General features: G+C 72.4%; 23 protein-coding genes. 12 read left to right on the top strand and 11 right to left on the bottom strand.

Annotated elements, in window-relative coordinates:
• Positions 1-136 precede the first annotated feature (136 nt).
• Positions 137-895, bottom strand: coding sequence for a dimethylmenaquinone methyltransferase (locus B072_RS0140520; protein ID WP_051127406.1), 759 nt, complete (start codon positions 893-895; stop codon positions 137-139).
• A 212-nt stretch (positions 896-1,107) separates the two neighbouring features.
• Here B072_RS0140520 and B072_RS0140515 point away from each other — a divergent pair, with 212 nt between their 5' ends.
• The 5 genes from B072_RS0140515 (at position 1,108) to B072_RS0140495 (ending at position 7,828) form a co-directional block, all read left to right on the top strand.
• Complete coding sequence (locus tag B072_RS0140515) at positions 1,108-2,397, top strand: alpha-L-fucosidase (RefSeq protein ID WP_018535727.1); 1,290 nt, start codon at positions 1,108-1,110, stop codon at positions 2,395-2,397.
• Between the two features lie 368 nt (positions 2,398-2,765).
• Positions 2,766-3,974, top strand: coding sequence for an ABC transporter substrate-binding protein (locus tag B072_RS0140510; protein WP_158689298.1), 1,209 nt, complete (start codon positions 2,766-2,768; stop codon positions 3,972-3,974).
• A complete protein-coding gene (locus B072_RS0140505) occupies positions 3,956-4,882 on the top strand; it encodes a carbohydrate ABC transporter permease (RefSeq protein WP_234019023.1) in 927 nt (308 codons plus the stop codon). The genes B072_RS0140510 and B072_RS0140505 overlap by 19 nt, the downstream gene beginning before the upstream one ends.
• 10 nt (positions 4,883-4,892) lie before the next feature.
• Complete coding sequence (locus B072_RS0140500; RefSeq protein WP_018535724.1) at positions 4,893-5,825, top strand: carbohydrate ABC transporter permease; 933 nt, start codon at positions 4,893-4,895, stop codon at positions 5,823-5,825.
• Positions 5,826-5,854: 29 nt separating this feature from the next.
• Positions 5,855-7,828, top strand: a complete 1,974-nt coding sequence (locus B072_RS0140495) for a right-handed parallel beta-helix repeat-containing protein (RefSeq protein WP_199791145.1) — start codon at positions 5,855-5,857, stop codon at positions 7,826-7,828.
• A 63-nt stretch (positions 7,829-7,891) separates the two neighbouring features.
• On the opposite strand, the gene B072_RS45145 is transcribed toward B072_RS0140495, so the two are convergent.
• The 3 genes from B072_RS45145 to B072_RS45850 form a co-directional block, all read right to left on the bottom strand.
• Entirely contained in the window at positions 7,892-8,674 is a 783-nt protein-coding gene (locus B072_RS45145; RefSeq protein WP_018535722.1) for a GntR family transcriptional regulator, read from the bottom strand.
• A 77-nt stretch (positions 8,675-8,751) separates the two neighbouring features.
• The gene (locus tag B072_RS0140485) at positions 8,752-9,738 is read right to left on the bottom strand and encodes an acetylxylan esterase (RefSeq protein WP_018535721.1); all 987 of its coding nucleotides are present in this window, start codon (positions 9,736-9,738) and stop codon (positions 8,752-8,754) included.
• 91 nt (positions 9,739-9,829) lie between these two features.
• A complete protein-coding gene (locus B072_RS45850; RefSeq protein WP_018535720.1) occupies positions 9,830-10,657 on the bottom strand; it encodes an amidohydrolase family protein in 828 nt (275 codons plus the stop codon).
• 185 nt (positions 10,658-10,842) lie between these two features.
• Here B072_RS45850 and B072_RS0140475 point away from each other — a divergent pair, with 185 nt between their 5' ends.
• Positions 10,843-12,708: a hypothetical protein gene (locus B072_RS0140475; protein WP_234019022.1), complete on the top strand. Its 1,866-nt coding sequence runs from the start codon at positions 10,843-10,845 to the stop codon at positions 12,706-12,708.
• On the top strand, positions 12,705-13,637 hold the full coding sequence (locus B072_RS0140470; RefSeq protein WP_018535718.1) for an aldo/keto reductase: 933 nt from the start codon (positions 12,705-12,707) through the stop codon (positions 13,635-13,637). The genes B072_RS0140475 and B072_RS0140470 overlap by 4 nt, the downstream gene beginning before the upstream one ends.
• Here B072_RS0140470 and B072_RS0140465 read toward each other — a convergent pair.
• Positions 13,627-14,184 (bottom strand): DoxX family protein, encoded by a 558-nt coding sequence (locus tag B072_RS0140465; protein ID WP_026246846.1) that lies wholly within the window; start codon positions 14,182-14,184, stop codon positions 13,627-13,629. The genes B072_RS0140470 and B072_RS0140465 overlap by 11 nt on opposite strands.
• 86 nt (positions 14,185-14,270) lie before the next feature.
• Here B072_RS0140465 and B072_RS0140460 point away from each other — a divergent pair, with 86 nt between their 5' ends.
• Both B072_RS0140460 and B072_RS0140455 read left to right on the top strand, forming a co-directional pair.
• Entirely contained in the window at positions 14,271-15,002 is a 732-nt protein-coding gene (locus B072_RS0140460; RefSeq protein WP_018535716.1) for a DUF4097 family beta strand repeat-containing protein, read from the top strand.
• Positions 15,003-15,110: 108 nt separating this feature from the next.
• Positions 15,111-16,226 (top strand): hypothetical protein, encoded by a 1,116-nt coding sequence (locus B072_RS0140455; RefSeq protein WP_018535715.1) that lies wholly within the window; start codon positions 15,111-15,113, stop codon positions 16,224-16,226.
• Between the two features lie 6 nt (positions 16,227-16,232).
• Here the strand turns inward: B072_RS0140455 and B072_RS0140450 are convergent, their stop codons facing one another.
• Both B072_RS0140450 and B072_RS45135 read right to left on the bottom strand, forming a co-directional pair.
• Positions 16,233-17,459 carry a beta-ketoacyl-[acyl-carrier-protein] synthase family protein gene (locus B072_RS0140450; RefSeq protein WP_018535714.1) on the bottom strand — a complete coding sequence of 409 codons (1,227 nt, stop codon included), beginning with the start codon at positions 17,457-17,459 and terminating at the stop codon, positions 16,233-16,235.
• Complete coding sequence (locus tag B072_RS45135) at positions 17,456-17,722, bottom strand: acyl carrier protein (protein WP_078506747.1); 267 nt, start codon at positions 17,720-17,722, stop codon at positions 17,456-17,458. The genes B072_RS0140450 and B072_RS45135 overlap by 4 nt, the downstream gene beginning before the upstream one ends.
• Before the next feature lie 70 nt (positions 17,723-17,792).
• Here B072_RS45135 and B072_RS45130 point away from each other — a divergent pair, with 70 nt between their 5' ends.
• On the top strand, positions 17,793-18,533 hold the full coding sequence (locus tag B072_RS45130; protein WP_018535712.1) for a lysophospholipid acyltransferase family protein: 741 nt from the start codon (positions 17,793-17,795) through the stop codon (positions 18,531-18,533).
• Positions 18,534-18,555: 22 nt separating this feature from the next.
• Here B072_RS45130 and B072_RS48480 read toward each other — a convergent pair whose 3' ends face one another.
• Together B072_RS48480 and B072_RS45125 are read right to left on the bottom strand one after the other, a co-directional pair.
• Positions 18,556-19,944 (bottom strand): hypothetical protein, encoded by a 1,389-nt coding sequence (locus tag B072_RS48480; RefSeq protein WP_018535711.1) that lies wholly within the window; start codon positions 19,942-19,944, stop codon positions 18,556-18,558.
• Between the two features lie 70 nt (positions 19,945-20,014).
• Positions 20,015-21,415, bottom strand: a complete 1,401-nt coding sequence (locus B072_RS45125) for a lipase family protein (RefSeq protein WP_158689297.1) — start codon at positions 21,413-21,415, stop codon at positions 20,015-20,017.
• Between the two features lie 175 nt (positions 21,416-21,590).
• Here B072_RS45125 and B072_RS45845 point away from each other — a divergent pair, with 175 nt between their 5' ends.
• Both B072_RS45845 and B072_RS0140420 read left to right on the top strand, forming a co-directional pair.
• Positions 21,591-22,973, top strand: a complete 1,383-nt coding sequence (locus B072_RS45845; protein WP_158689296.1) for a hypothetical protein — start codon at positions 21,591-21,593, stop codon at positions 22,971-22,973.
• Positions 22,974-23,020: 47 nt separating this feature from the next.
• A complete protein-coding gene (locus B072_RS0140420) occupies positions 23,021-23,770 on the top strand; it encodes a DUF4239 domain-containing protein (protein WP_018535709.1) in 750 nt (249 codons plus the stop codon).
• A gap of 13 nt (positions 23,771-23,783) precedes the next feature.
• Here the strand turns inward: B072_RS0140420 and crcB (B072_RS0140415) are convergent, their stop codons facing one another.
• Positions 23,784-24,161, bottom strand: a complete 378-nt coding sequence (gene crcB, locus B072_RS0140415) for a fluoride efflux transporter CrcB (RefSeq protein ID WP_018535708.1) — start codon at positions 24,159-24,161, stop codon at positions 23,784-23,786.
• Positions 24,158-24,631 carry a fluoride efflux transporter CrcB gene (gene crcB / locus B072_RS0140410; protein ID WP_026246844.1) on the bottom strand — a complete coding sequence of 158 codons (474 nt, stop codon included), beginning with the start codon at positions 24,629-24,631 and terminating at the stop codon, positions 24,158-24,160. The genes crcB (B072_RS0140415) and crcB (B072_RS0140410) overlap by 4 nt, the downstream gene beginning before the upstream one ends.
• Positions 24,632-24,955 lie beyond the last annotated feature (324 nt).

The following is a 24,955-nucleotide window of genomic DNA, read 5'->3' as shown; positions in this document are numbered from 1 at the left end:
CCCTGGTCCCCGGCGTCCCGCCGGTCCCCCACGCAGCATCGCGCCATCGTAGGATCACGCGGCCACGCGGCAACAGCCCTGGCAGGCGGCGCACATGGCCGGACCTGCGCGGAGCGGTCGGGCGACCGTACGCGGATCAGTTGGCCGTACGGCTCGCCAGATACTCCGTGTACTCCGCCATCCCCTCGCCGGTGAGCGGGTAGTAGTCGGAGAGCCGCCCGCCCTCGTCGAGACGGCGGCGCGCGAACGCCTCCCGGTCCTGATGCAGCAGCGAGTCCTCGGCCAGCGGGACCGCTTTGTCCTGCGGGACGACGACGGCGCCGTCCTCGTCGGCGACGATCAGATCGCCGGGTGTCACCAGCGAACCGCCCACGCCCACCGGCACGTTGAACGCGGAGGGGAAGAGTTCCGTCTGCGACGCGTAGTGCGGGGTGACGCCCGTGCACCAGACGGGCACGCCGAGCGCGCGGATCCGGGCCGCGTCCCGCACCCGCCCGTCCACCACGATACCGGCGCCGCCGCGCAGCTTGAAGTAGCGCACGAGCATGTCGCCGAGGCAGCCGGTGAAGTGGCTGCCGTGCGCGGAGACGACGAGCACGTCGCCGGGCCGGATCGATTCGAGGACGCCCCACAGCGGGGTCTTGCGCTCGATGTCCTCCTGCTCCGCGCCGTTGAACACGTCTTCGCGCTGCGGCAGGAACTGCAGCGTCACCGCGCCGCCGGTCACCTTGACGTCCGGCTCGCGGTGCAGCGGCACCGGGCCGTCGATGAACGTCCGGGTGATGCCCATCTGATGCAGCTTCGCGCAGGCGGTGGCCGCGCTCACGTCGCGCAGCGCCTCCACCATGCGCGGGGTGGGCCGGGTGTACGCCGTGGTGTGCACCGGCGCTCGCATCGACTCGTAGCCACGGGGCACCCCCGTCGGTGGCGCTTGCTGATCCCCAATCGGGTGCATGCACGTGCCTCTCCGCGTGCTCGTCTCGCACGCAACGCCAGTGACATCATCGCCTATCGATGGTAGATAACAGCCAATCGATTAACGCTGTCAATGCTCTCTCCGCCAGTACTGTCAGCGCCGTACGTACCGTTCGCGCGTCAGGAGTCACCGTGTCCGCAGTCGTCCCCGAGCCCGCTCAACTCTCCGCCCGGACCGCCTGGTTCGAGGACGCGAGGTTCGGACTGTTCGTCCACTTCGGCCTGTACAGCATGGCGGCGCGGCACGAGTGGGTGCGCAGCCGGGAGGCCATGTCGCAGGAGGCGTACGACCGTTACCTGCACCGTTTCGACCCGGACCTCTTCGACGCCCGCCAACTGGCACGCACCGCACGCGAGTCGGGGATGCGGTACGCCGTCCTGACCACCAAGCACCACGACGGTTTCTGTCTGTTCGACTCGGCGCTGACCGCCTACACCTCGGTCCGGGCGACCGGCCGTGACCTGGTGCGCGAGTTCGTCGACGCGATGCGCGCCGAGGGCCTGCGGGTCGGCCTCTACTACTCCCTGCTCGACTGGCACCACCCCGACTTCACGGTCGACGAGCACCACCCGCTGCGCGGCACGGACGCCGAGAAGGAGCCGCGGGACATGGCGCGCTACCGCGCGTACATGGAGGGGCAGATACGGGAGCTCCTCACCGGGTACGGCGACATCGACCTGCTCTTCTTCGACTTCACGTACCCGGAGAAGGGCCCCGAGGAGTGGGGCGCCGAACAACTGCTCTCCGTCGTACGGGAACTGCAGCCGAACATCCTCGTCAACGACCGGCTCGGCATCGGGGGCGACTACATGACGCCCGAGCAGTACCAGCCCGACCGGCCGCTGGAGCGAGGCGGCGAGCGGGTGGTGTGGGAGGCCTGCCACACCCTCAACGGCTCGTGGGGCTACGACCGCGACAACCACGACTACAAGGACCCGGCGCTCCTGGTGCGCATGCTGGTGGAGTCCGTGGCCCGCGGCGGGAATCTGCTCCTGAACGTCGGCCCGACCGGGCGGGGCGCTCTCGACCCGCGTGCCCGCGCCACGCTGCGGGCCATCGCCGAGTGGAGCGGGCCGCACGCGCGGTCCGTGCACGGCGCGGGGCCGAGCGCGTTCACCGCGCCCGCGAACGCGCTGTACACACAGCGCGGCCGCCACCTGTATCTGCACCTGCTCGCCTGGCCGCTGAAGCACCTGCATCTGCCGGGGCTCGCCGGGCGGGTGCGGTACGCGCAGTTCCTGCACGACGGTTCGGAGATCCGCTTCCAGGAGCTGGACCAGGCGCCGCCGGAGCACAACAACCTGGCCCCGCAGAGCCAGCCGGCGGGAACCCTGACGCTCACCCTGCCCGTCGCCCGCCCGGACGTGCCGCTGCCGGTGATCGAGCTGGAGCTGGACGGGGACGGGGACGGGGAGGAATGAACCCGCGCCGCGAACGGCCGGGGCCGGCCTGAGTATCGGACGCGGAACACCCCGTCGAACTGGGCGCATGTGGCGCCGAGTTGACCGCCGCGCCCGGTGCCGCCCCAACGGGGCGTCACCGCGCGGCGGTTGGTTGCTGCAGGACTCTTGAACAAGCGAAGTGCCGCCCATAGCATCAGCAATCGATAGACGATAGTCGCCGAGGCGCGGGCATCGCCCTGCCGCCCCGCCTCCTCTCACTCTCAGCCCCGTCCCACCGCTGCTCCACCGGGAACCCCACGGCTGAACACCACCTATCGATTATTCACGACTACGCAACGGAGCGTGTCCCGATGAGAACAATGTGGCGCCGTGCCTGCGGAATCGCCGTGGCTCCCCTGGTGATGGCGTCGGCCGTCGCCTGTGGTGGCGGGTCCGACCAGGCCGCGGAGGGCACCACCCTCCGCGTCATCGTGAACATCACGCCGAACCTGACGGAGAAGTACTGGAACGACCTGTTCGCCACGTACGAGAAGGCGCACCCGGGCGTCACGGTCAAGCTCGAACTGACCGGCACCATCTCGGCGGACGCCAAGCTGCGGCAGGACCTGGCGGCGGGCGACCCGCCGGACGTGGCGCAGCAGATCTCGCCGACCGCCGACACCGCGCAGCTCTTCGCCGACCTGTCCGACCAGCCGTGGACGGCCAAGACGCCGCTCGCGGACCAGTACGCCATCGGCGGCAAGCGCTACGTGGTCGGGGTGGGCGAGCAGATCCAGTCCCTGGTCTTCTACAACAAGGCGGCGTTCAAGAAGGCGGGCCTGGACGCGTCGAAGATCCGCACGATGGACGAATTCACCGCCGCCATGGGCGCGTTGAAGGGCAAGGGCTACAAGCCGCTGCAGACCGCCGGGCAGTGGGTCACCGGCTCCCAGTTCTCGATGATGGCCGACGCCGGTGTGCTGACCGACGACCCCAAGTGGACGGCGAAGCGGAACGACGGCAAGGTCTCCTTCGCCGACAGCGGGTACGGGCCCTACCTCCAGACGTACAAGTCCTGGATCGACAAGGGCTACTTGGAGAAGAGCGCGCTCGGTCTGACCTACGCGGACGGCCAGACGGCGTTCCTGAACGGCAAGTCGGCGATGTACATCATGGGTTCGTTCTTCGTGCCCGCCGCGGACGCCGCGAAGAAGAGCGACGAGATCGGCGTGTTCTCCATGCCGACCGACGGGGCGTACCCGTCCGGCCAGTTCGGCAACATCTCCAACCCGTACGTCGTGGTCGACAAGTCGCCGCACAAGGCCGAGGCGATCAAGTTCGTGAAGTGGGCGACCACCGACCCCGAGGCCATCAAGAGCCAGCTCGCCTCCGACGGCAACCTGCGCGAGGGCTTCACGTACCCGATGTCGAGCCTCGGCACGTCCGTGCAGAAGGTCCTCGACAAGACGCCGTCGGTGCTCGTGAAGTCCGGGGCGAACCAGCCGATCGCCGGCTTCAGCGACGAGCTCAACAAGCAGATCCAGTCCCTGTACACGGGCGGCTCCCCCGCGGGCGTCGCCGAAGGATTGGACAAGTGGTGGAACTCGCAGCAGTAAGGACGGAGTTGAGGCCGCGGGGCCGTCGTGCGGCGCGGCTGCGGGAGGGGGCGGTCTCGTTCGCGATGATGGGCCCGGCCGTCCTCCTCTACACGGTGATGACGGTCGTCCCGGTCGGCGTCGCCGTGTACCTCAGCCTCACGGACTGGGACGGTTTCTCCACGGCCGCGTTCATCGGGCTCGACAACTACAAGCACCTCTTCGACGACCCGAGTTCGTCGGACGCCTGGTACGTGACCGCGGTGATCGCCGTGGTCGGCACCGTCCTCATGGTGGGCCTGGGTCTCGTGTACGCGCTCGCTCTCAAGGCGAAGTCGCGCTCGAACTCCTTCTTCCGGGCGGTCGCCTACTTCCCGCACGTGATCAGCGCGCTGATCCTCGGCTATCTGTGGGCGGCGATCCTCGGCACCAACGGCGCCATCAACAACACCCTCGCCAAGTTCGGCATCGAGCCGGTCGGGTTCCTCTTCGACGAGCAGTTCGCCCTGATCTCGCTGATCGCGGTCATCGTCTGGGCGGGGTTCGGATTCAACGTGGTGCTGTTCGTGGCGGCGCTGCAGACCGTGCCGGCCGAGCTCTTGGAGGCCGCCGCGATCGACGGCGCCAGCAAGCGGCAGATCAATCTGCGGGTCGTGATCCCCATGATCGCCCCCGTGGTGACCGTCGCGACGGTGCTGAACCTGGTGGGCCTCATCCGGGCCTACGACATCGTGGTCGGCCTCACCGGCGGCGGTCCCGCCGGGTCGACGCAGACCTTCACGTATCTCATTCTCGCCCGGTCCTTCGAGGGCACCAAGGTCGGTTACGCGACCGCGCAGGCGGTGTTCCTGATGGTGGTGTCCGCCGTGCTCGCCCTCTTCGTGACGGCGCTGCGCAATCGGCAGGACCAAGCGGCGACAGGTCGGTGAGGAGCCGGTGGTGGTGGTTCTAGAAGCGGACAAGGCGGCGGCGGAGGTTCGCCCCGGGCCGAAGAAGTCCGTATCGGCCCCGAGCCGCGACGACGGTCCGCGCGCGGACCGCGAGGGATCGCGCTCGCCCGTGCGCCTGGCCCTGCTCGGCGTGCTGTTCGTCGTCATGATCGTGCCGGTCTATCTGCTCGTCGTGAACGCGTTCAAGTCGCAGCAGGAGATCCTCGACAACCCGTTCTCGATCCCGCTCGGCGGGCTGACCTTCGAGCACATGTCGGCGGCGATCAACAGCCCGCAGTTCAACGTGATCGGCGGGTACGGCTTCACGCTGTTCCTCGTCGTGCTCGTCGACGTGCTGTGCATCGTGCTGGCGGGTCCGGCCGCGTACGCGATCGCGCGGAGCCTCAAGCGGCGTACGCAGCTGGTGCTCCTCTACTTCCTCGCGGGCACGTTCATCCCGGGCGCCGCCGTGATCATCCCCGTGATCTACGTGCTGCGGGAGATCGGCCTGGCGAACACGGTGACGGGTCTGGTCGCGCACGACGTGGCGTCCACGCTGCCGGTGAGCATCTTCCTGTTCGTCGGGTTCATCCGCACGATCCCGGTGGACATCGACCACGCGGCGACGATCGACGGCGCGGGCCGCTACCGCACGTTCTGGACCATCATCTTCCCGCTGATGCGCCCGGCCGTGGTGACGGTCCTGATCCTCAACTCCATAGGGATCTGGAACGACTTCGTGTCCCCGCAGATCCTGCTCAGCCCGTCCTCCGGGCACTACACGGTGACGACGGCGATCTACGCCGGCATCAGCCAGTACTCGACGGACCTGACGAAGGTGTTCCCGAACCTGCTGCTGGCCGTCGCGCCCGTCGTCATCTTCTTCATCTACATGCAGCGCCACATCATCAGCGGACTCACGGTCGGTGCCGTGAAGGGCTGACGACCGGCTTCAGCAGAAAGGATCACGGAGTGCCCAGGAGATGGAGACATCTGTCGGCGGCCGCCCTGCTCACTGCCCTGACGGTGGTCGCGGCCGGTCATCCGGCAGCGGCCCACCCCGCCACGTCCCAGGCGGGCAAGACCTACTACGTCGGTCCGTACGGCGACGACAGCGCCGCGGGGACGAACGCGACGTACCCGTTCCGGCACATCCAGAAGTGCGCGGACGTGATGGTGCCGGGCGACACGTGCGAGATCGTGTCGGGCTCGTACGAGGAGACGGTCGTCCCCGCCCGGTCCGGCACCGCCGAGCTGCCGATCACGTACAAGGCGGCGGTCGGCGCGAAGGTGACGGTGAGCGGCGCCTCGCGGCTCACCGGCTTCGACCCGGTCACCGCCGCGGACGTCACCGAGATCGCGAGGACCGATCCGTTCGCGGCCGGTTCGCAGTTCAGTGAGGCGGTGGCGGCGGGGCACATCTACAGCACGGACGTCGACCTCGGCTCGGACGTGTCCACCGTGCAGGTGTTCACCGACAGGAAGATGGACGTCGAGGCCCAATGGCCCTATCCAGGACTGGACTTGCTCGGTCCCTCGCTCCAGTACGCCGGTGCGGGCAGCGCGGACGCCACGATCGCCGACGCGGACCTGACCCGCCCGGCGGGCTACTGGGACGGCGCGCGGGCCCTCACCGGCTACTGGTACGTCTCCGCGACCGGCACGGTGAAGAGTTCGGCGGTCGGCTCGGTCACCCTCGACGTGGCCCCGCCGTGCGTCCACAAGGTCGTACCGAAGGAGACGCGGTACGCGCTGTCCGGGAAGATCGGTGAACTCGCCCACCCCGGCGAGTGGTTCTACGACCCGACGGCCAAGCGCCTGTACGTGTACGGGGACGACGACCCGGACGGCCACACGGTCGAGGCCAAGCGGCGCACCCTGGGCTTCGACCTGACGAACGCGAGCCACACCACGGTCAAGGGCATCAACCTGTTCGCCACGACCGTGGCGACCGGCGCGTCCAGTACGGGCGTCACGCTGGACGGCATCAACGGCACGTACCTGTCGCACTACACCGACATCACGCGCGGTGCGACGGACTGCGGCTCCACGGTGACGCGCGGCGTCGGTGACACCGGCATCATCCTGGACGGCACGTACAACAAGATCGTGAACAGCGATCTGTCGCTGAGCGCGGGCAACGGCATCGCGCTGCGCGGCCAGAACAACACCGCCACCGACAACGTCATCCACGACGTCGACTACATGGGCACCTACGCGGCCGGTGTCGCCGTCCAGGGCAACAGCCAGACGGTCACCCACAACACGATCTCGCGGGTCGGCCGCAGCGGCATCAACCTGCAGTGGAACACCGTGGACGGGCTCGACCCGGGCAAGGACGTCATCGCGTACAACGACATCTCCGGGTACGCGCGGCTCAGCCTCGACGTCGCCGCGGTGTACACCTGCTGCAGCGCGTACATGATGGGCTCCTCCATCGACCACAACGTGCTGCACGACCCGGCGCCGACCACGACGTCCACGACGTTCGGCATCTCCGGGGTGTACGCCGACAACGGGCAGAGCGATCTCGTCATCGCCAACAACGTCGGCTGGGGCAACCGCGAGGGCACGGTGATGCTCAACGGTCTGGGCACCGGCTCGCACGACAACGGCGTGTACAACAACACCGGTGGGATGACGCTCTTCTACGTCAAGGAGGCGGGTCAGTCCACGGGGACGCACATCGCCAACAACATCGGTCCGATCAAGGGGCTGGACGGTGCCTCGGCCGGCGGCCTGGTGGCGGACCACAACATGCTGGAGACCGTCGACCCGCGCTTCGTGGACGCGGCCGCTCACGACTACACCCTCGCGGCCGACTCCCCCGCCCGCAACGTGGGGCTCGCGGTGGCGGGCGTCAACGACGGGTCCACGGATCCGGCGCCGAGCCTGGGCGCGTATCAGTACGGGGCACCCAAGTGGACGGCGGGCGCCCGCCGTTGACCACCGGGACCACGTGAAGTGGGCCCGGTCCGGAACTCCGGACCGGGCCCACTTCCGCTGCGCTCACCTGTTCTTGGTGACGGCCTTCTTCGCGGTGGTCTTCTTCGCGGTGGCCGTCTTCTTCGCGACGGTCCGCTTGCGCGGCTGCTTCGTCTCGCGCGCGTCCGGTACGGGACCGCGGCCCGCGGCGTGGTCGGCGAACGCCGCGGCCGCCTTGTCGCCCTCGCCGGACCTCAACAGGTCCACGAGACGGCCGTGTTCATGGGCCATCGCGCACCAGTCGCCGTCGAAGAGCGGGTCGGAGATGGCCCGCAGGGTGCGCAGGCTCGGCTCGATGACCTCCCACATCCGGGCCAGGAACGGATTGCCGGCGAACTGGCTGACCAGGGTGTGGAACTCGATGTCGGCGTCCCGGAAGCCGCTGACGTCGTTCGCGTCGACCGCCTCGTGCATCCGCTCCACCAGGGCGTCGAGCTCGGCGAGCTGCTCCTCGGTGATGTGCTCGGCGGCGAGCTGCGCGGCGAGGCGCTCCAGCGGCTCGCGCACCTGGCGGGCGTACTCGGCGTCCTGGGAGGAGATCTCGATGACGAAGTGGCCGCGGCGCGGCACATGCATCAGCAGCCCCTCGCGGGCGAGCCGCTTGACGGCTTCGCGCACCGGGGCCTGGCTCACGCCGAGCCGACGGGCGATCTCCGACTCGACCACCCGGTCGTTCGGCGCGAGGTCACCCTCGACGACGGCCTGCCGGAGCAGTTCGTAGACCTGGTCGGAGATCAGGGTCTTGCGGAACCGGTCCTTGTTGGTGGCCAGTGTGGAGACGAATCCACCCGTCGCGTTAGATGCCATGAATTCCCAATTCCGCTCTGGGGCACGTCAGTTGAGCCGTTGAACCCATGATACGTGCCCATCGTCTATCGATGGAGTCACACGGAGGTTTCCCACTGCTTGGCCAGCCAGGCCAGTTTGACGACCTCGTGGTCGGGGCCGCCGCCCTCGTGGTCGTTGAAGGGGTAGACCTCGATCCGCTTCGCGCTCTGGTCGACCTGGCGCTCGGCACCGTAGTGGTTGAACGCCGCGTACACCGTGGAGGGCGGGCAGATGTGGTCCATCAGGCCGACCGAGAACAGTGTCGGCGCGTTCGCCCGGCGGGCGAGGGTGGCGCCGTCGAAGTAGGACAGGGTGCGGGCCACCGTGGCCGCGTGCTCGCGGTGCAGCTTCACGAACTTGGTGACCTCGACGTACGGGATCGCGTCGGTGATCGTGGTGGCGCGCGGGAAGTGGCACAGGAACGGCACGTCCGGCATGACCGCGACCAGGTCGGGGACGAGCCCGGCCGCGGCGAGCGCGATGCCGCCGCCCTGACTGGTGCCGGTGACGACGGCGCGGGCCGGGTCGACGGCCGGGTGCGAGCGGGCGGCGGCGACGGCGCGCACCGCGTCGGTGTACAGGCGCCGGTAGAAGTAGCGGGCCGGGTCGAGGACGCCGCGGGTGAGGAAGCCGGGCGCGGCGATGTCGCCGGTGGCCGGGTCGGGGTCGGGGGTGTCGGCGCCCTGGCCGCGGGTGTCCATGACGAAGTGGGCGTAGCCCGCGTCGGCCCACAGCCGCTTCTCGTGCGGGGCGCCGCGCCCGCTGCCGTAGCCCAGGTACTCGACGACGACGGGCAGCGGTCCGGTGCGGGTCACCGGCAGGTGGAACCAGCCGCGCACCGGGTGTCCGCCGTAGCCGGCGAAGGTGACGTCGAAGGTGTCGATGGTGGCGAGTCCGTTGTGCACGGGCTCGAAGACCGCCGATATGTCGTGCCGCTCCTGCTCCGCGAGGGTCTCCCGCCAGAACGCGTCGAAGTCGTCCGGCTCGGGCAGGTCGGGCCGGTATCTCTCCAACTCGTCCAGGGGCAGGTCGAACTGGGCCATGGGGCATCTCCGCGGAGGTCGGGGCCGGGTCGTCGGCTTCTCATCGCCTATCGATCATCGAGGGAATCGAATCAGGGGCGTTCGAACACTGTCAACAGCTCAGCCGGTACGCGCGGACGGCGTTGGTGTGCAGCACGCGCTCGCGCTCGTCGGGGGTGAGTGCGTCAAGTCCCCCGAGGGACAGGGCCAGTGAGTCGGCCCGTGAGCCGCGCGTCAGGCAGATCGGCCAGTCGGAGCCGACGAGGCAGCGGTCCGGGCCGAGGGCGTCGACCACGTGCCGCACCAGGCGCGCGACGTGCTCCGGCGCCACCCCCTGCTGCTGGGTGAGCAGTCCCGAGATCTTGACCAGCACGTTCGGGGCGGTCGCGGCCCGCTCGACGCCTCGGTACCACTCCCCCGCGTCGCCGGTGCGCAGGTTCGGCGGGTTGCCGAGGTGGTCGACGACGACGGTGAGCCCCGGGCTCCGGTCCGCGAGCTCGGCCGCGGCCGCCAACGCACCCTGGTGCAGGTTGAGTTCGAGGACCTGGCCCTCCTCGGCCAGTACGGGGACGAGGGCGCGGGCGGCCTCGGGGGTGTCCGGCAGCGACGTACCGCCGAGCCGCATCCCGTTGGGCCGCGAGTCGCCCCATTCCTTCAGCAGGCACCGCAGCCGGTCCGGGCCCTCCTCCGCGTGGACGTGCAGGTTGGCCACGTAGCCCGCGACCAGGTCCGGACGGCGAAGACGCACGTCGCGCAGGGCTCGGGTCTCCCCGGTGTCGCCGCGCGACGCCTCGACCAGGACCGCTCCGGACAGCTCCTCGACACCGGTCCCCGAGCGCTCCAAGTCGCCCTCGCCGAAAGCCCGATGGTGGGGGCTGTCCGGCCGGATCCAGCCGAACCCCTCGGCCGGGTCCCACAGATGGGCATGGCAGTCGATCACGGTCCGCTCCCGAGTATTGACACGTCGGCTCCCCGCCGGTGAGTCTAACCATCGGCTATCGATGGGCGATTGTTCAATGCGTGCGTCATCGCGTACGTGATCTCGTGACGAGGGAGCGGGTGTTCTCCATGCTCAGGCCTGAGCGGACCGGTGGCACACGGGCAGGGGGCGCGCCACTGGGGCCCTTGCTGAGCGCGCACCGGGTTCTCGGCGACGTACCCCAATGGGCGCTTCTGGAGCGGGAGTTGTTCGCCGCGCAGGAGAAGGCGTGGCGACTGTTCGCCGACCGGTACACCGAGGACGACGGTCGGCTCGTCTTCCGGGACACCCTCGGTGAGGGGCTGGACGGCCGGGACGGCGTGGACGACTTCTACGAGCCGTTCTTCAACTGGCCGACGCTGTATCTGCTGGGCGGCAGCACCGAGTTGCTGACGGCCGCACGCCGGCACTGGCGCGGGGTGACGGCCCAGCTCACCGGAATGGGCATGCTCGTGGACGGCCTGGAGCGCGGCTACGACTGGTTCCACCAGGGCGAGGGCCTGCTGCTCTTCTACGGCCTGTGCCTCGCGGACCCGGACGATCCGGAGCTGCGCGAACTCGCCCGCCGGTTCGCCGACTTCTACCTGCCCGGCGGCCCGAACTACGACCCGGAGCACCGGGTGATCCGCGCCCCGCACAACGGCGCGGCGGGCCCCCGTTTCGGGTTCAGCGACGAGGAGGCCTACTTCCCGTGGAGCCTCGCGCTGCGCCCGTACGGGCTGCCGCTCGACGGGTTCGACGGCGTCACCTCCTTCGACGACCTGGCCGCGTCGCCCGACCTGGCCCGGGAGTACGGGCGCGCGATGTGGGAGCGGATGGGCCGCGGCGACACCCTGGCCAACCTCGGGGCCACCGGCCTCGCCACCAACGCGTACCTCCTCAGCGGTGACCAGCGGTACGCGGACTGGGTCGCCGAGTACGTCGGCGGCTGGCGGGAGCGGCTCGAAGGCCGTGACGTCGTGCCCGACAACGCGGGGCTGAACGGCGAGGTGGGCGCCTATCTGGACGGCCGCTGGTACGGCGGCCACTACGGCTGGTCCTGGCCGCACGGCCTGTCCCCGGTCGGCAGCTCGGCCATCGTCGGCGCCGCCAACGCGACGCTCCTGACCGGCGACCGCGGTTATCTGGACCTGGCCCGCAACCCGCTGGACACCGTCCTGCGCCACGCCGAGCGGCGGAGCATCGACGAGATGGGCACGCTCGGCGAGCGCTGGCAGCCGCATCTGCGGGCCATGGACGCCGAGCGCACCCTGATGGTGCCGCAGCGGCACAACGACTCCGGCTGGTTCGACTTCACCGTCATGCCGGGCCAACTCCCGCTCTCCCTGTGGCACTTCAGCCGGGAGCGGCAGGACGCCGACCGCATCGAGGAGCTGCGCGCCGGGTCCGCCTGGGACTGGAGCGCCGTGCACACCCAGCGCATCAAGGACGAGGCCGGACACGAGGAGCCCTGGTACGAGTACCTGCACGGGCGCAATCCCGACTTCCCCGAGCGGATGCTGAGGAGCGCCCTCGCGAGCAGCGCCGAGCGGGTCGCCGCCATCGAGGGCGACACCGTGGACCCGGCCGTCGGCCCCGACGCCCTGGACATCCACCACTGGCAGCACCTCAACCCCGTGGTGACGGAGGCCCTGCTGCAGCTGACCACCGGCTCCCCGCAGGTCCTCTACAACGGCGGCCTCGCCCAACTCCACGTCCGCTACCACGACATGGAGGCCCGGCGCCCCGGTCTGCCGCAGGACGTCGCCGCGCTCGTCTGCGACATCCGCCCGGAGCACACGGTGGTGGAGCTGGTGAACCTCGGCGGCGCGACACGCTCCCTTCTGGTGCAGGCGGGCTCGTTCGCCGAGCACCGGATCAGCGCCGTGCGCGCGGACGACGGTGCCGAACAGGCCGTCGACGGACCGTACTTCCGCGTCGATCTGCCGGGCCGCACCCGGCTGACCCTCACCCTGACCATGACGCTGCGCGCGGGCCGCGCGGCCTGCGCGTCCCCGTGGGAGACGGCATGACGAACCGACTGCCCTTCGCCCTGCCCCGCCTCGGCATCGGCACCGCTCCGCTCGGCGGCCTCTTCGAGGAGGTCACCGAGGAGGACGCCTCGGCCACCCTCAAGGCGGCGGCCGAGGCCGGGATCACGTACTTCGACACGGCGCCCCGCTACGGCCACGGCCAGGCCGAGGAGCGCCTGGGCCGGCTCCTCGGCCCCGCCGGGGTCACCGACCTGGTGATCTCCACGAAGACGGGGTGGCTGCTGCGTCCACGGCCGGACGGCTCACCGGGCGAGGTGATCACCGACTGGACCGAGCGCGGCATCCGCGCGTCCCTGGAGTCGAGCCTGACCCGCCTGGGCCGCGACAGCGTCGACATCCTCTATCTGCACGACCCCGACGACTATCCGGACGAGATCCGCCGCACCGCGTACCCGGCGGTCCGCGGGCTCCGCGACGAGGGGCTGATCCGCGCGATCGGCTTCGGGATGAACCACAGCGAGCAACTCGCCGCTTATGTCGAGGAGTTCGAGGTCGACGTCGTCCTGATCGCGGGCCGCTTCTCGCTCCTGGACCACGAGGCACTCACCACGCTGCTGCCGCTGTGCGAAAGGACGGGCACGGCGGTGGTGGTCGGCGGTGTCTTCAACACCGGTCTGCTGGCGGATCCGTCGCCCGAGGCCATGTTCAACTACCGGCCCGTGCCGTCCGAGGCGCTGGAGCGGGCCCGAAGGTGCCGTGCCCTGTGCGCGGAGTTCGACGTGCCGCTCACGGCGGCGGCGGTCCAGTTCCCGTACCTGCACCCGGCGGTCGACTCGGTGGTCGTGGGCTGCCGTTCGGCGGCCGAGGTGACGGCGAACGCGGCGGCCGCCCGGTTCCCGGTCCCCGACGAGCTGTGGCGGCGGCTCGCCGAGGCCGGGTTCGTACCCGGGGAACTGCTCAGCCGGTGACGGACTGCGCGGTCTGCCGGGCCCGGTCCGGCAGGGCGCGTACGGCGTCGGCCGCGCCCTGCACCGTGTGCGCGGTGTCGTGACGCATCCGGGCGGCAGACTTGCGGCCGCTCTTCGCGGCGCCGCGGGCGCGGTACGCCACGGACGGCTTGCCGTGGGTGTCCGCCGCCGCGATGAGCAGGCCGCCCATGAGCGAGACGTTCTTCAGGAAGTGGGTCCGCTGCTGGGCACGCACCTCCGGGTCCTTCTCCCGCCACCAGGCGTGCCCCGCCAGGGTCGTCGGCACGAGTGTCCCGGCGAGCGCGAGCGCGGCGAAGCGCGGTGCGATCCCGGTGGCGAGCAGCAGTCCGGCACCGATGTGCACCGCGCCGTTCAGCCGGACGAGCTGCTCGGGGTCCTCCGGCAGGCGCGGCACGCGGGACGCCACGGGTACGGCCACCGGTTCGGCGGCCGGGGCCACGCGCTCGGGGGCGCGGACCGTGGAGATCCCTCCGGCGACGAAGACGGAGGCCAGCATCGGGCGCGCGTATTTCCTCAGTACAGCCATGAGGTCCGCGTGCCCAGGGCGCGGCAGATCACTCGGGGCCGATTCCGGGCAGGCATGACAACCGCATCGCGGGGCAATCGGCCCCCATGAAGGCAGCGACCGCGTGGGGCGCCCGCGCCGTGGGACTCGTGCTGATGATGTCCGCGCTCGCGGGCTGCGGCGACGCCTCCTCCGGCGCCGGCGGCGACGCACGGCAGGCGCCCACCACGTCCGGTGGCCGGCTGGTGGTCACCACGGACAACGGGCTGCGCCTGCGCCCCGCCGACGGCGACCGCGTGACCGTGGAGCGTGGCGTCGGCCTGAACTGGTCCCACCGTGACGACACCTGGGTCCTGGACCTCAGCTGCGACGGCAGCTGCCCCCGGATGCCGCGCGTCGCCGTGCCGGACGGCACCGCGGTCACCGTCGTCGCCCGCAACGCGGGGATCGACGCGGCGGGCGTCTCCGGCGCCCTGGACCTGACCACCGTCAACGGCGATGTGACGGTGGCCGACGCGGGCAGCGGCACCGCGACGGTCCGTCTGGCCACCCGCAACGGATCCGTCCGCGCGACGCGGTTGCGGGCCGGCGCGCTGGCCGCCGAGACGGTCAACGGCGACGTCGTCCTCGGCTGCGCCACCGCGCCCCGCCGGATCACCGCCGCGACGGTCAACGGCTCCGCGTCCGCCACCCTCCCGCACGACGCCCCCGCCTACCGCACCGACGCCACCACGTACAACGGCCGCTCCTCGGTCACCGTCCCCTCCGACGGGGCCGCGGCGGACCGCACCGTGCGCCTGTCCACCGTCAACGGAGACGTTCGGGCCCATCGCGGCTGACGGGCCGCGCGACCCCGCTGTCAGTGCACTGTGCAATCATGCGCCGACGATGACGGGCCGCCCTGGGGAGAGGACGGTGCCGTTCCGGATCGGCTAGGAGCGCACAGCGTGAACTCGGGTGGGGATCAGGGTGGTTCGTCCGTCTCGGACGAGGAGTGGGAGCGGTTCGTCCGCGAGTCGGCGGAAGGCGTGCGCGACGCGCCCAAGGAGCCGTCGGCACGGGCGCGGATGGTGACCCGGCGGCTGCGGGAGCAGCCCGAACCGCCCGCGGGCTGGCGGGAGCACCGGCCGCCGCGGCAGAAGCGGCGGTACCGGTACGTGATCGGCTGGCTGGCCGCGCTGGCGCTGCTGATCGTGGCGCTGCGGCCGAGCCTGGTGACGGACCTGTTCGACGGCGGCGACGGCACCGACGCCGCGCCCCTGGCCGCGGAGTCCGTCCGGCCGACCGGCCCGCCGCCGACCGATGACGCCCAAGGGCCCACCCTGGACGAGCCGTTCCGGGGTTCGCCCGCCGCGCGCTGGGCGGACGGCGCGGACGGCATCTCGGTGCCCGAGGCGAAGGCGACCGGCTGGATGAGCCGGGCGCAGGTGCGGCAGGCGCTGGGGCAGACGCGTGACTTCCTCGAGCGGTCCAGCATCGACGCCGACGTGCTGCGCGGCGAGCGGCCGCGGAAGGCGATCGCGTACATCAATCCGCACCAGGAGGACATGCGGCGCTTCCTGCGGACGGCGTTCGACCACCCCGGCAAGAAGTACGATCCGACGCTGCTGTTCAGCCGTTTCGACCCGCGTGAGGCGCGGCTGGTCGGCGACGTGGTCAAGACCCGCGGCCGGATGACGTACGAGGTGGGCGAGCGCGACGCGCTGAAGGTGAGCACCGACGTCACGTACGTGTACCCGGTGGTCGGGACGGACGAGGACGGGGCGGACGGCACCGAGGTGAAGCGCGTCATCGTGCGGCGCTCCGTGGTGGTCTCCTGGGACAACCCCGCGACGGTGGTGACGGAGCCGGGCACCTTCGGTCTCGTCTCGTTCAAGACGACCACCAGCAACGCCGGCTGCGACAACACCGGCGGCTACCTCACGCCGTACACCGACGACACCGACGGGACCGCGCAACCGCACGACGGTTCCACCGTGGACCCGTTCGACCGGAGCCGCTCGCTCGAGGAGCAACTGCGCGCGGACGGCGACAAGGGGTGCGGCACGGCGACCCGGTCCTGATCCCGGTCAGGGCCTGGCGAGCACCACCACCGCGTTGTGCCCGCCGAATCCGAACGAGGTGCTGACGGCCACCGCCGAGGAATGCGCCCGGGCCGTGCCCGTGACGGCGTCGATGTCGAGGGCCGGGTCGAGGTCGGTGAGGCCGGCGACGGGCGGTACGACGTCGTCGCGCAGGGCCAGGACCGTCAGGGCCGCCTCGATGGTGCCGGCGGCGCCGAGGGTGTGGCCGAGCGTGCCCTTGGCGGAGGTGACGGGCGGCCGGTGCGGCAGGACGCGGGCGAGCAGCCCCGCCTCCATCGCGTCGCCGCGCGGCGTGGACGTGCCGTGCGCGTTGACGTGGTCCACGTCGTACGGGGTCAGGCCGGCCTCGGCGAGAGCGGTGCGCAGCGCCCGCTCGGCCTCGCGCCCCTCGGGGTGCGGGGCGACGAGGTGGTGGGCGTCGCTGCTGCTGCCGTAGCCGACGAGATGGGCGAGGCGGGGCGCGGAGCGGGCGGCCGCGTGCTCCGCGCGTTCCAGGATCAGCGCGCCGGCGCCCTCGGAGATGACGAACCCGTCGCGGGCCCGGTCGAAGGGCCGGGACGCCGTGTCGGACAGGGCGCCGAGCTGCGCGAATCCCGTGACGATGAGCGGGGTCACGGCGGCCTCGGCGGAGCAGACCACGGCGATGTCGCACTGCCCCGACGTGAGCAGATCGCGGGCGACGCCGATGGCGGTGCCGCCGGACGCGCAGGCCGTGCCGACGGCGAAGGTGGGCCCGGTGACCCCCAGGTGCAGCGCGACGGTCGCGCACACCATGTTGGGCAGGAAGCCGGTGAGGAAGTACGGGGAGACGGAGCCGGGCCCGTCGGCGGCGAGCCGGGCGGACGCGGTGTGCTGGGACTGCATGCCGCCGGTTCCGGCACCGGCGACGACGGCGACGCGGGAGCCGTCCCACTCCGCCGGGTCGAGCTTGGCCCGGTCGAGGGCCTCCGTGACGGCGGCGAGGCCCATCCGCGCGCTCGGGTCGAGGTGGCTCACGCCCCGCTGCCGCAGCGGGAGTTCGGCCGCCCCGTCGACGCGGCAGCTCAGCGTGACGGGCAGGCCGTGCAGCGCCGGGTCGGGGGCGGCGCACGCGCGGCCCGCGCGGACGGCGGCCCAGGTGCTGTCCGCGTCCCGGCCCGCCGGGGTGACCAGACCGAGGCCGGTGACGGTGACCGGGTTCGTGGCGGTCGGCGCCCCGGGCCGGGGCGTCACCCGGCCCGCCGGGCGTCGACGCGGGAGGCGAATTCGGCGAAGCCGAGCTCCCGCAGCTCGTCCTCGGTGACGGTGACGCCGAGGTCGTCCTTCAGGGAGATCGCCATCTCGACGACCATCAGCGAGTCGACGAGCAGCTCCGTCATCCGGGCGTCGTCCCGTACGGCGGCCGGGTCGACCTCGAACTTGTCGACGAGCAGGCCGGTGATGAGTTCCGCGGTGGGCGGCACGGAGGAACCAGAGGCGGTGGCAGAGATGGTCATACTGTAAGAAACCACCCCAACGGTGTCTTTAGCCTTGCGGCCGCCCATTTTCAGCTGAAAGTGGGATTCCGTGACTGAAACACATTCGGGGTCCCTCGACGAGGCCGCCACCGACCTGGTGGACACCGCGCTCGGCTGGCTGGCCGACGACTACTTCCGCGTGGAGGTGTCGGGGATCGAGAACATCCCGGCATCGGGACCCGCCCTGCTCGTGGCCAATCACTCCGGCGCCTGGGGCTTCGACGGGTTCGTCCTGCACAAGGTCCTGCTGAGGGAGTTGCGGCGGCCGGTGCGCCTGTACGCGTCCGAGCTGATCCTGCGGCTGCCGATGCTCGCCGCGTACGCCCGCCGCCACGGCATGCTGACCGACGACCCGACGCTGGGCCGCGACCAGCTGGCGGCGGGCGAGCTGGTCGCGCTGTTCCCCGAGGGCTTCGACGGCGTCGGCAAGCCGTTCTCCGAGCGCTACCGGCTGCGGCCGTTCGGCCCCGGGTTCGCGAGCGCCGCGGTGCTGACCGGGGCGCCGGTCGTGCCGGTGTCCATCGTGGGCGCCGAGGAGACGTATCCGAAGCTCGGTGAGATCGGGGCGCTGGCCCGCCGGTTCGCGCTGCCGTACTTTCCCGTCACCACGCCGCTGCCGCTGCCCGCGAAGTGGCTCATCACGGTCGGGGAGCCGATCCCGGCACCGGCCCGCGCCCCGTCGTTCGCCGAGCGGTCCGCCGCGACGCGGCGGCTGTGCGACGAGGTGTGGTTCACGGTGCAGGGCATGGTCGACCGGGACCGGAGCCGCCGTACGACCCCGTTCTGGTGAGCCGACCGCCTCGCGGGGGTGGTCAGTTGGTGAGCCAGTCGGCCGCCTTGCGGGCGTCGCCCGCCGCGCGGGCGCACCGTTCGGCGTGGGCGAGCAGCGTCATCCGGCAGCGCTCGCCGAAGGCGTCGTGGTTGAAGCCGGGTCGCCGGGCGAACTCGGCGAGCCTGCGCGCGTGTTCGTCCAGGCGTCGCGCGGAGGCGGCGGTGAGCCCGGCGTAGTGGGCGGCGCTCTGCCCGGCCGGCGGCGCGTCCTGCACGTTCGTGTCGGCCGGCACGTGCGGGTCGGCGCCGGAGTTGGTGAGCGCGAGCCGCAGGGACGCCGCGGGAAGCACGACGGGCAGCGCGTCGGGGTCGAGGCGCGGGGCGAGCACCACGGGCACGGTGTCACGGGCCAGGGCGCGGACGAGAGCGACGGCCGCGAGGACGGCGAGTTCGGCGACGGCGCAGGACCCGGGCGCGGCGCACAGGGCCGTCACCGGGTCCGCGTCGGCGTACGGATCGGGATCGTCCAGGTCCCTCAACCAGGCGGTGGCGCACAGGATCTCGGTCCCGGCGTCGATGCTCATGCCGTCCCATCCGTCCCAGTGGAACGGCGCGTCGACCCGGTGCACGGTGGCGGCCAGCGGCGGATAGCGGCGCAGCGCGTCGGCCACCGCGTCCTTCGGGCCCTGCCCGATCGTGGTCAGCGCCAGGGCCTGCGCGGCCGTGTCGGTGAGCGCGCGGGTGAGGGTCTCCAGGGCGTGCACGACCACCGGCTCGTCGACCGGCAGGGCCGCGACGTACGGGGCGATGCGACGGCTCAACGCGGCTCCCCGCGCGTCGAGTTCGGCGTCGTCGGCGGCGCGGGCGGTGGCGTCGAGGATGTCGCCGACGAGGGTGTCGTCGGCGGCCGCGTCGCCCAGTGCGATGCGCCGGGCGATCCGGCGGGCGGCGGCGGTCCAGTCGTCCCGGCCGAGCGTGGCATCACCCTGCCGGGTCGCGAGGAGCCCGCGCGCCTCGGCGTCGACGACCTTGCGCACCCGGTCGCGCAACGCGTCGACGCTCAGGGGCAGCGGCGCGTGCGGCGCGAGGCGCACCCGGCGGCCCTCGTCGGTGAGGGCGGTGACGGCGCCGCGCGCGCCGGCCGCGTCGGCGGCGGCGACCAGGCTCGTGGCGTCGGCGGAGTCCAGCGGCATGAGGAACGTGCCGAAGGCGGTGCGCAGCCGGGTCGGCCGTCCGGACGCGGTGCGCCGCAGCTGCTCGATGATCTGCCGGGTCAGCTCGGGCCGGGTGAACGGCTTCAGCCCGAGGGCGCGCGCCGGCGCGTCGATCCAGGTGACGCGCTGGGCGGCCAGGGCCGCGCTGACGAGGGCGTTCTCCAGGGGCCAGGCGGTGGCGGGCCCGGTGGTCGTGGTCGTGTCGCTGCCGTTCATCGCCGCACTCCGTGTGTCGGTGGGTCCGTGGGTCGGTAGGCCGGTCCGTGCAACTCGCGCTGGGGGAAGGTCACTTGTCGCGCAGCAGATAGGGCTGGTTGCCGAGGATCTCGCCGTCGTAGGCCCTGATGAGCTCGTTCACCCGCTCGCGGTAGGCCGTCAGGCTGTCGCCGAGGGTGTCGGCGTAGGCCTGCGGGGCGTGCGAGAGCGGGTAGTCGTACGTCTCGTCGGTCCAGGCCAGCTCGATCCAGCTGTCGGGGATGTCGCTGGCGGACGCGGGACCGCGCCCGTCGAGTCCGGGGATGACGTCGTGCTCGTTGACGAGGCTGACGACCCGGGTCGTGGGGTCGGCGGGGCGTTTGTTGTCGATGGGCGAGCCGACGGTGACCACGTGGGTGAGCCGGTACGTCGACACGAAGTCCAGGTCGCAGGCGAGGTTGATGGCGGTGATGCCGCCGAGGCTGTGCCCGACGATCATCAGTTCCGCGCCCTCGGGCACGCCCGCGCGCAGCAGCATCTGCTTCACGGACCGGGTGTACGTGGTGTCGGTGCGCAGCACTCCGTCGAACGCGCCGACGAGGTCCTGCGGGGTGCTGTTGCTCAGCCGCCCGAAGCTGGTGCCGGGCAGCAGCACGACGTGCCGCTCGGTGCCGTCCTCGCAGGCGATGCGGCGCAGCAGGGCGAGGCCGTGGTTGCCGAGGGCGGAGATGTCGTCGATGTAGCTCACGATGTCGTTGCCGGAGCGGGCCAGTACGCGCTCCAGGAGCGGGTCGGGCTCGGCGCGCTCGGCGCGGCCCGGGCCCGGGTTGAGGTGCCGGATGAGCCCGGCGGGCAGCCCGAGGATCGGGTCGGTCGTCGGGATCCCGCCGGCCAGGGTGACCCAGGAGAAGCGGTCGTTGGTGGGGTTCTCGTCGAGGAGCCCGTTCAGCGCCAGCAGCTCCATGATGACGGGACTGATGGTGGTGAGGGTCCGGGTGACGCCGAGCAGGTCGGTCAGCTCCCGTGCGGCGCGCACCGCTTCGATCCTGCGGCCCGCGACGATCGCGTCGGTGAGCCGCTTGGCGAGCGGGCCCGCGAGGTTGGGGTGTTCGCGGGCCGCGGCCTCGATGCGCAGCGCGAAGGCGTCCACCGCCATCGCCACGGCGGCCGGCCTGCGCCGGGCCATGGCGCCCACCGAGCGGACGGTCTCGCCGACCAGGCCGCCGTTGACGGCGATGCCGAGCCCGGCCGGGTTCGACAGGGCGCGGGCCGCCGCCAGTGTGGTGCCGAGCGCCCAGCCGGGCCGCCGCACGGCCTGCAGGCCCACCCGCCAGCTGGACCAGGCGGCGGTCAGCTCCGCCCCGGTCCTGCGGGCCGCGAGCGCCGCGTCCGCGAGCAGCACGGAGGCCTCGATGAGCAGTGCTGGGTCGGTCTGTTCCGGTGCCGCGGGCGTTGTCGCCGCGATGACCGCTTCGGCTGTCCGGGCTGCCATGAAGGCCACCTCGTCCCTGTCCGTGCGTGTACGTGTCTGGGGCGCCCCGCCGCCCCCAGCAGTAGATCCGGGCCCGCGCGGCGCGGCAGGGCCAGGGCGGCCGGTCGGGTGAATCACGCACCGTATGCGCGCGCCAGGGCGGCGGCCTCACCGGGCCGCGACCAGCATCTCCGGAGTGATCATCGGACGACCGGCCCGCGCCCGCAGCGTCCCGCCACCTGCCCGGGGGGCGGATCCCGCGGCGCCCTGCCGGGCGCGCCGAACGGGCCGGGCCCTGGCGCGCGGACTTCTGGTCGGGCTGCTGCTCGGCGCGGTCTGCTGGACGGCGGTCGGTCCCGCGGGGGCCGACGGTGCGGGGACGAAAGGGCTCGCGCTGGAGGTCACCGTGAACACCCGGCCGGGGCTCGGCGCGCTGCGTCCCGGTATCCGTACCGGCGCGGCCGTCGTGAAGACGTACCGGCTGACCAACCGGAGCGGCGCCGACCTGTACGCGATCCGGGTCGTGGACCCCGCGCTGCCGGGGGCCCTGATCCGCTGCCCGGGCGGCCGCGACCGGGTGGCCCGGCTGACCGGGCTGCGTTCGGTCCGGTGCACGGCCACGGGCCGCGCCCGCCCGGGCACCTGGGTCGGCGACGCGGTGGCCGCCGGGCGGCAGCCGTATCTGCGGGCCACGGTCCGGGCACGCGCGCGTTCCGGGTACGCGGGGGTGGGCGCCGGGCTCGCCCTCGCGCAGACGGCGCGGGTGACGGGGCCCGGGCGGGCTGAGGTCCGCTACACCGTGACCAACACCGGCAACCGGCCGGTCCACCGGGTCCGGGTCGCCGATCCGGCGCTCGCCCCCGCCCGCGTCGTCTGCGCGGGCGGCGGGCCGGTCGTGGCCGGGATCGCGCCCGGGGCGACGGCCGTGTGCCGCGCCGACGTGCGGCGCGCGCCCGGCACGTACGTCGGCCGGGGCCGGGCCGACGGCACCGACGGGCTGCGCACGCTCGGCCCCGGCGGCGCGGCGGTGGCGCCCCCGCGGCTGGCGGCGCAGGCGTCGGCGCGCTTCACGCTGCCCGGGGCGCAGAGCCACACTCCGCCACCGCCCCGCTCCTCCTCCGCCGCGGTTCCGCCGGTGGGGCGCGACCGGGACCAGGCGGGTCTGTTGCCGCCCGGCGCCTTCGACGTACCGCCGGAGGTGCTGGACGTACCGCCGGGCGACCCGGGCCTTGCGCCGGGCGTCGCCGCTGTGCCGCCGGGCCCCGTCGACGTGCCTCCCGGAGCCGCGCCGGTGCCGCCCGCCGCCGCCCTGCTCGCGGCCGTACCGCCTCCGCCGGGCATCGCGGCGCCGGGTGTCGTACCGCCCGGGGCCGCCCGACCGCCCGGGGCCCGGCAGCCGCAGGCCCTGCCGGAGCCGCGACCGCAGGCCCGCCCGCGGGCGACACCGCGGCGTCCGTTGCTGAGCCGCTTCGTCCGGGAGGACCACACGCCCACCGGCCTGGGAATGCTGACCGCGCTGTTCCTCGTCCTGTTGCCCGCGGCCGTCGCGGCCGCCGTGCTCGGCTCCCGCCGACACTGACCGCCGCACCCCAGCCACCCCGCCCCCACACCTGACCGGGACCTCCGATGATCGAAAGTTTCGCCATCGTCCTCGGCGTCGCGCTGCTCGCCGCCGCGATCGTCCTGCTCAAGCACCGCTTCTGGCCGCTGGGCCCGGACGACGAACCGCGGGAGGACGTCGCCGAGTACATCTCGATGATGGTCGGCGTGCTCTACGCGCTCGTGCTCGGCCTCGCCCTGGTCTCCGTGTGGGACACCCACTCGAGCGCCGAGGACCACGTGGCGACCGAGGCCAGCGCCGCCCATCAGATCCATCTGCTCGCCGCGGGTCTGCCCGCAGCGCAGGCCGACCGGATGCGCGCGGACATCGAGACGTACGTCCGGCACGTCACCGACACGGAGTGGCCGGCGATGGTCCGGGACGCCTCGTCGGACCAGGCGGGCTGGCAGATGCTCGACCGGGTGCGCGGCACGGTGCAGGTGCCCGTCGACGCGCCGCCCGCCCAGCAGGCCACGGTGCAGGAGACGCTGGCGCAGCTGAGCACGCTGGACGAGGCGCGGCGCGGCCGGGAGTCGGACTCCGGTGAGCGGCTGTCGCCGGTGATCTGGTTCGGCCTGATCGTGGGCGGGTTCCTCACGGTGGCCTTCATGTTCATGTTCGGCGTGACGCGCAGCTTCACCCATGTCGTGATGGTGATGGGGCTGTCCGCCCTGATCACCTTCACGGTGCTGCTGATCTACCAGATGGACACTCCGTTCAGCGGCCTGTTCGCGGTCGACACGGGGCCCTTCACCCGGTACTTCCCCGGGACGTGACCGCCCCCGCGGGTCAGGCCCAGAGCGCCTGGGCGAGCGCCGCCCCGACGAACGCGGCGCCGAGCCCGGCGGCCACGCTCCCGATCACGTTGACCGCCGCGTAGAAGCGGGCGCCGGTCTCCGCGAGCCGCAGGGTCTCGTACGAGAACGTCGAGTACGTCGTCAGTGCCCCGCACAGGCCGGTGCCGAGCAGGAGTTGAAGGTGCGAGGAGGCCGCGCCCGCCGCCACGGCGCCGGTGACCAGGCCGAGGACGAGCGAGCCGACGACGTTCACCGTGAACGTGCCCCAGGGGAAGACGGAGTCGTGCCGGGCCTGGACCGTGCGGTCGGTGACGTAGCGCAGCGGGGCGCCGACCATGGCGCCCGCGATCACCAGCAGCCAGTTGCTCATCGCCGCCTCCGTTCGATGACGCGGCGGGTGAGGTGTGCCGCCGTCCAGACGGCCGCGAGGGCGGCGCACACGGTCAGGGCCAGATAGCCGAGCGCGGTGCGGGCGTGGCCGACGTCGGTGAGCGTGCGGATGTCCACCGCGTACGTGGAGAAGGTGGTGAAGCCGCCGAGGACACCCGTGCCGAAGAACGGGCGGACCAGGCGGTGGGCAGCCCACACGTCCGTGATGACGACCATGAGGACGCCCATGACGGCGCAGCCGACAACGTTCACGGCGAGGGTCGTCCAGGGGAAGGCGCCGGGCGCGGCCGGCCACAGGAGTGCGGCGCCGTAGCGTGCGCAGGCGCCGACCGCGCCACCGAGCGAGACGGCCGCGATCACCGGGCCCTGGTCCCGCCATCGGTCCGGGCGGGACGCGGCAGGGCTGGCCGCCGCGTCGGGGGTCGTGGCGTCTACGGGGTCGTTCAGCATGCGCGGGCGGGCCTTCTTCACGATCAGGGGCCGCCCGAGCCTATCCCGGCCCGCGTCCGCCCGCCGGGGCGGTCCTGGGGCGTGTGTCGCCGTCGTCCGTGTCCGTGTCGTCGGGCGGCGGCGCGGCCTTGTCGGCCTGTCGCGTTCCCTTGCGGCGGGGCGGCCTGGGCCGCCGGTCGGGGTGCCGCCAGCCCCGTCCGATGCCGCGCGCGCCGGGTCCGGCCCCGCCGGGCACCCCGCGTCCCACGCTTCCGCCGCCCCAGCGCCCCATGGCCGATCACGCCCCGTTCCCCCGTGCGAAAGCCGAGACTCTATGACCGATCG

It is taken from the genome of Streptomyces sp. HmicA12, from assembly GCF_000373565.1.
GTDB lineage: Bacteria > Actinomycetota > Actinomycetes > Streptomycetales > Streptomycetaceae > Streptomyces.
This window is presented reverse-complemented; position numbering and strand designations above follow the sequence as displayed.

Bases quoted from the DNA above. Each gene is read 5' to 3' on its own strand.
- B072_RS0140420 (WP_018535709.1), top strand. From the start codon at position 23,021: ATGATCGAAAGTTTCGCCATCGTCCTCGGCGTCGCGCTGCTCGCCGCC.
- B072_RS0140460 (WP_018535716.1), top strand. From the start codon at position 14,271: ATGAAGGCAGCGACCGCGTGGGGCGCCCGCGCCGTGGGACTCGTGCTG.
- crcB (WP_026246844.1), bottom strand. From the start codon at position 24,631: ATGCTGAACGACCCCGTAGACGCCACGACCCCCGACGCGGCGGCCAGC.
- B072_RS0140485 (WP_018535721.1), bottom strand. From the start codon at position 9,738: ATGGCCCAGTTCGACCTGCCCCTGGACGAGTTGGAGAGATACCGGCCC.
- B072_RS45125 (WP_158689297.1), bottom strand. From the start codon at position 21,415: ATGGCAGCCCGGACAGCCGAAGCGGTCATCGCGGCGACAACGCCCGCG.
- B072_RS0140465 (WP_026246846.1), bottom strand. From the start codon at position 14,184: ATGGCTGTACTGAGGAAATACGCGCGCCCGATGCTGGCCTCCGTCTTC.
- crcB (WP_018535708.1), bottom strand. From the start codon at position 24,161: ATGAGCAACTGGCTGCTGGTGATCGCGGGCGCCATGGTCGGCGCCCCG.
- B072_RS0140520 (WP_051127406.1), bottom strand. From the start codon at position 895: ATGCGAGCGCCGGTGCACACCACGGCGTACACCCGGCCCACCCCGCGC.
- B072_RS0140470 (WP_018535718.1), top strand. From the start codon at position 12,705: ATGACGAACCGACTGCCCTTCGCCCTGCCCCGCCTCGGCATCGGCACC.
- B072_RS45135 (WP_078506747.1), bottom strand. From the start codon at position 17,722: ATGACCATCTCTGCCACCGCCTCTGGTTCCTCCGTGCCGCCCACCGCG.
- B072_RS45145 (WP_018535722.1), bottom strand. From the start codon at position 8,674: ATGGCATCTAACGCGACGGGTGGATTCGTCTCCACACTGGCCACCAAC.
- B072_RS48480 (WP_018535711.1), bottom strand. From the start codon at position 19,944: ATGAACGGCAGCGACACGACCACGACCACCGGGCCCGCCACCGCCTGG.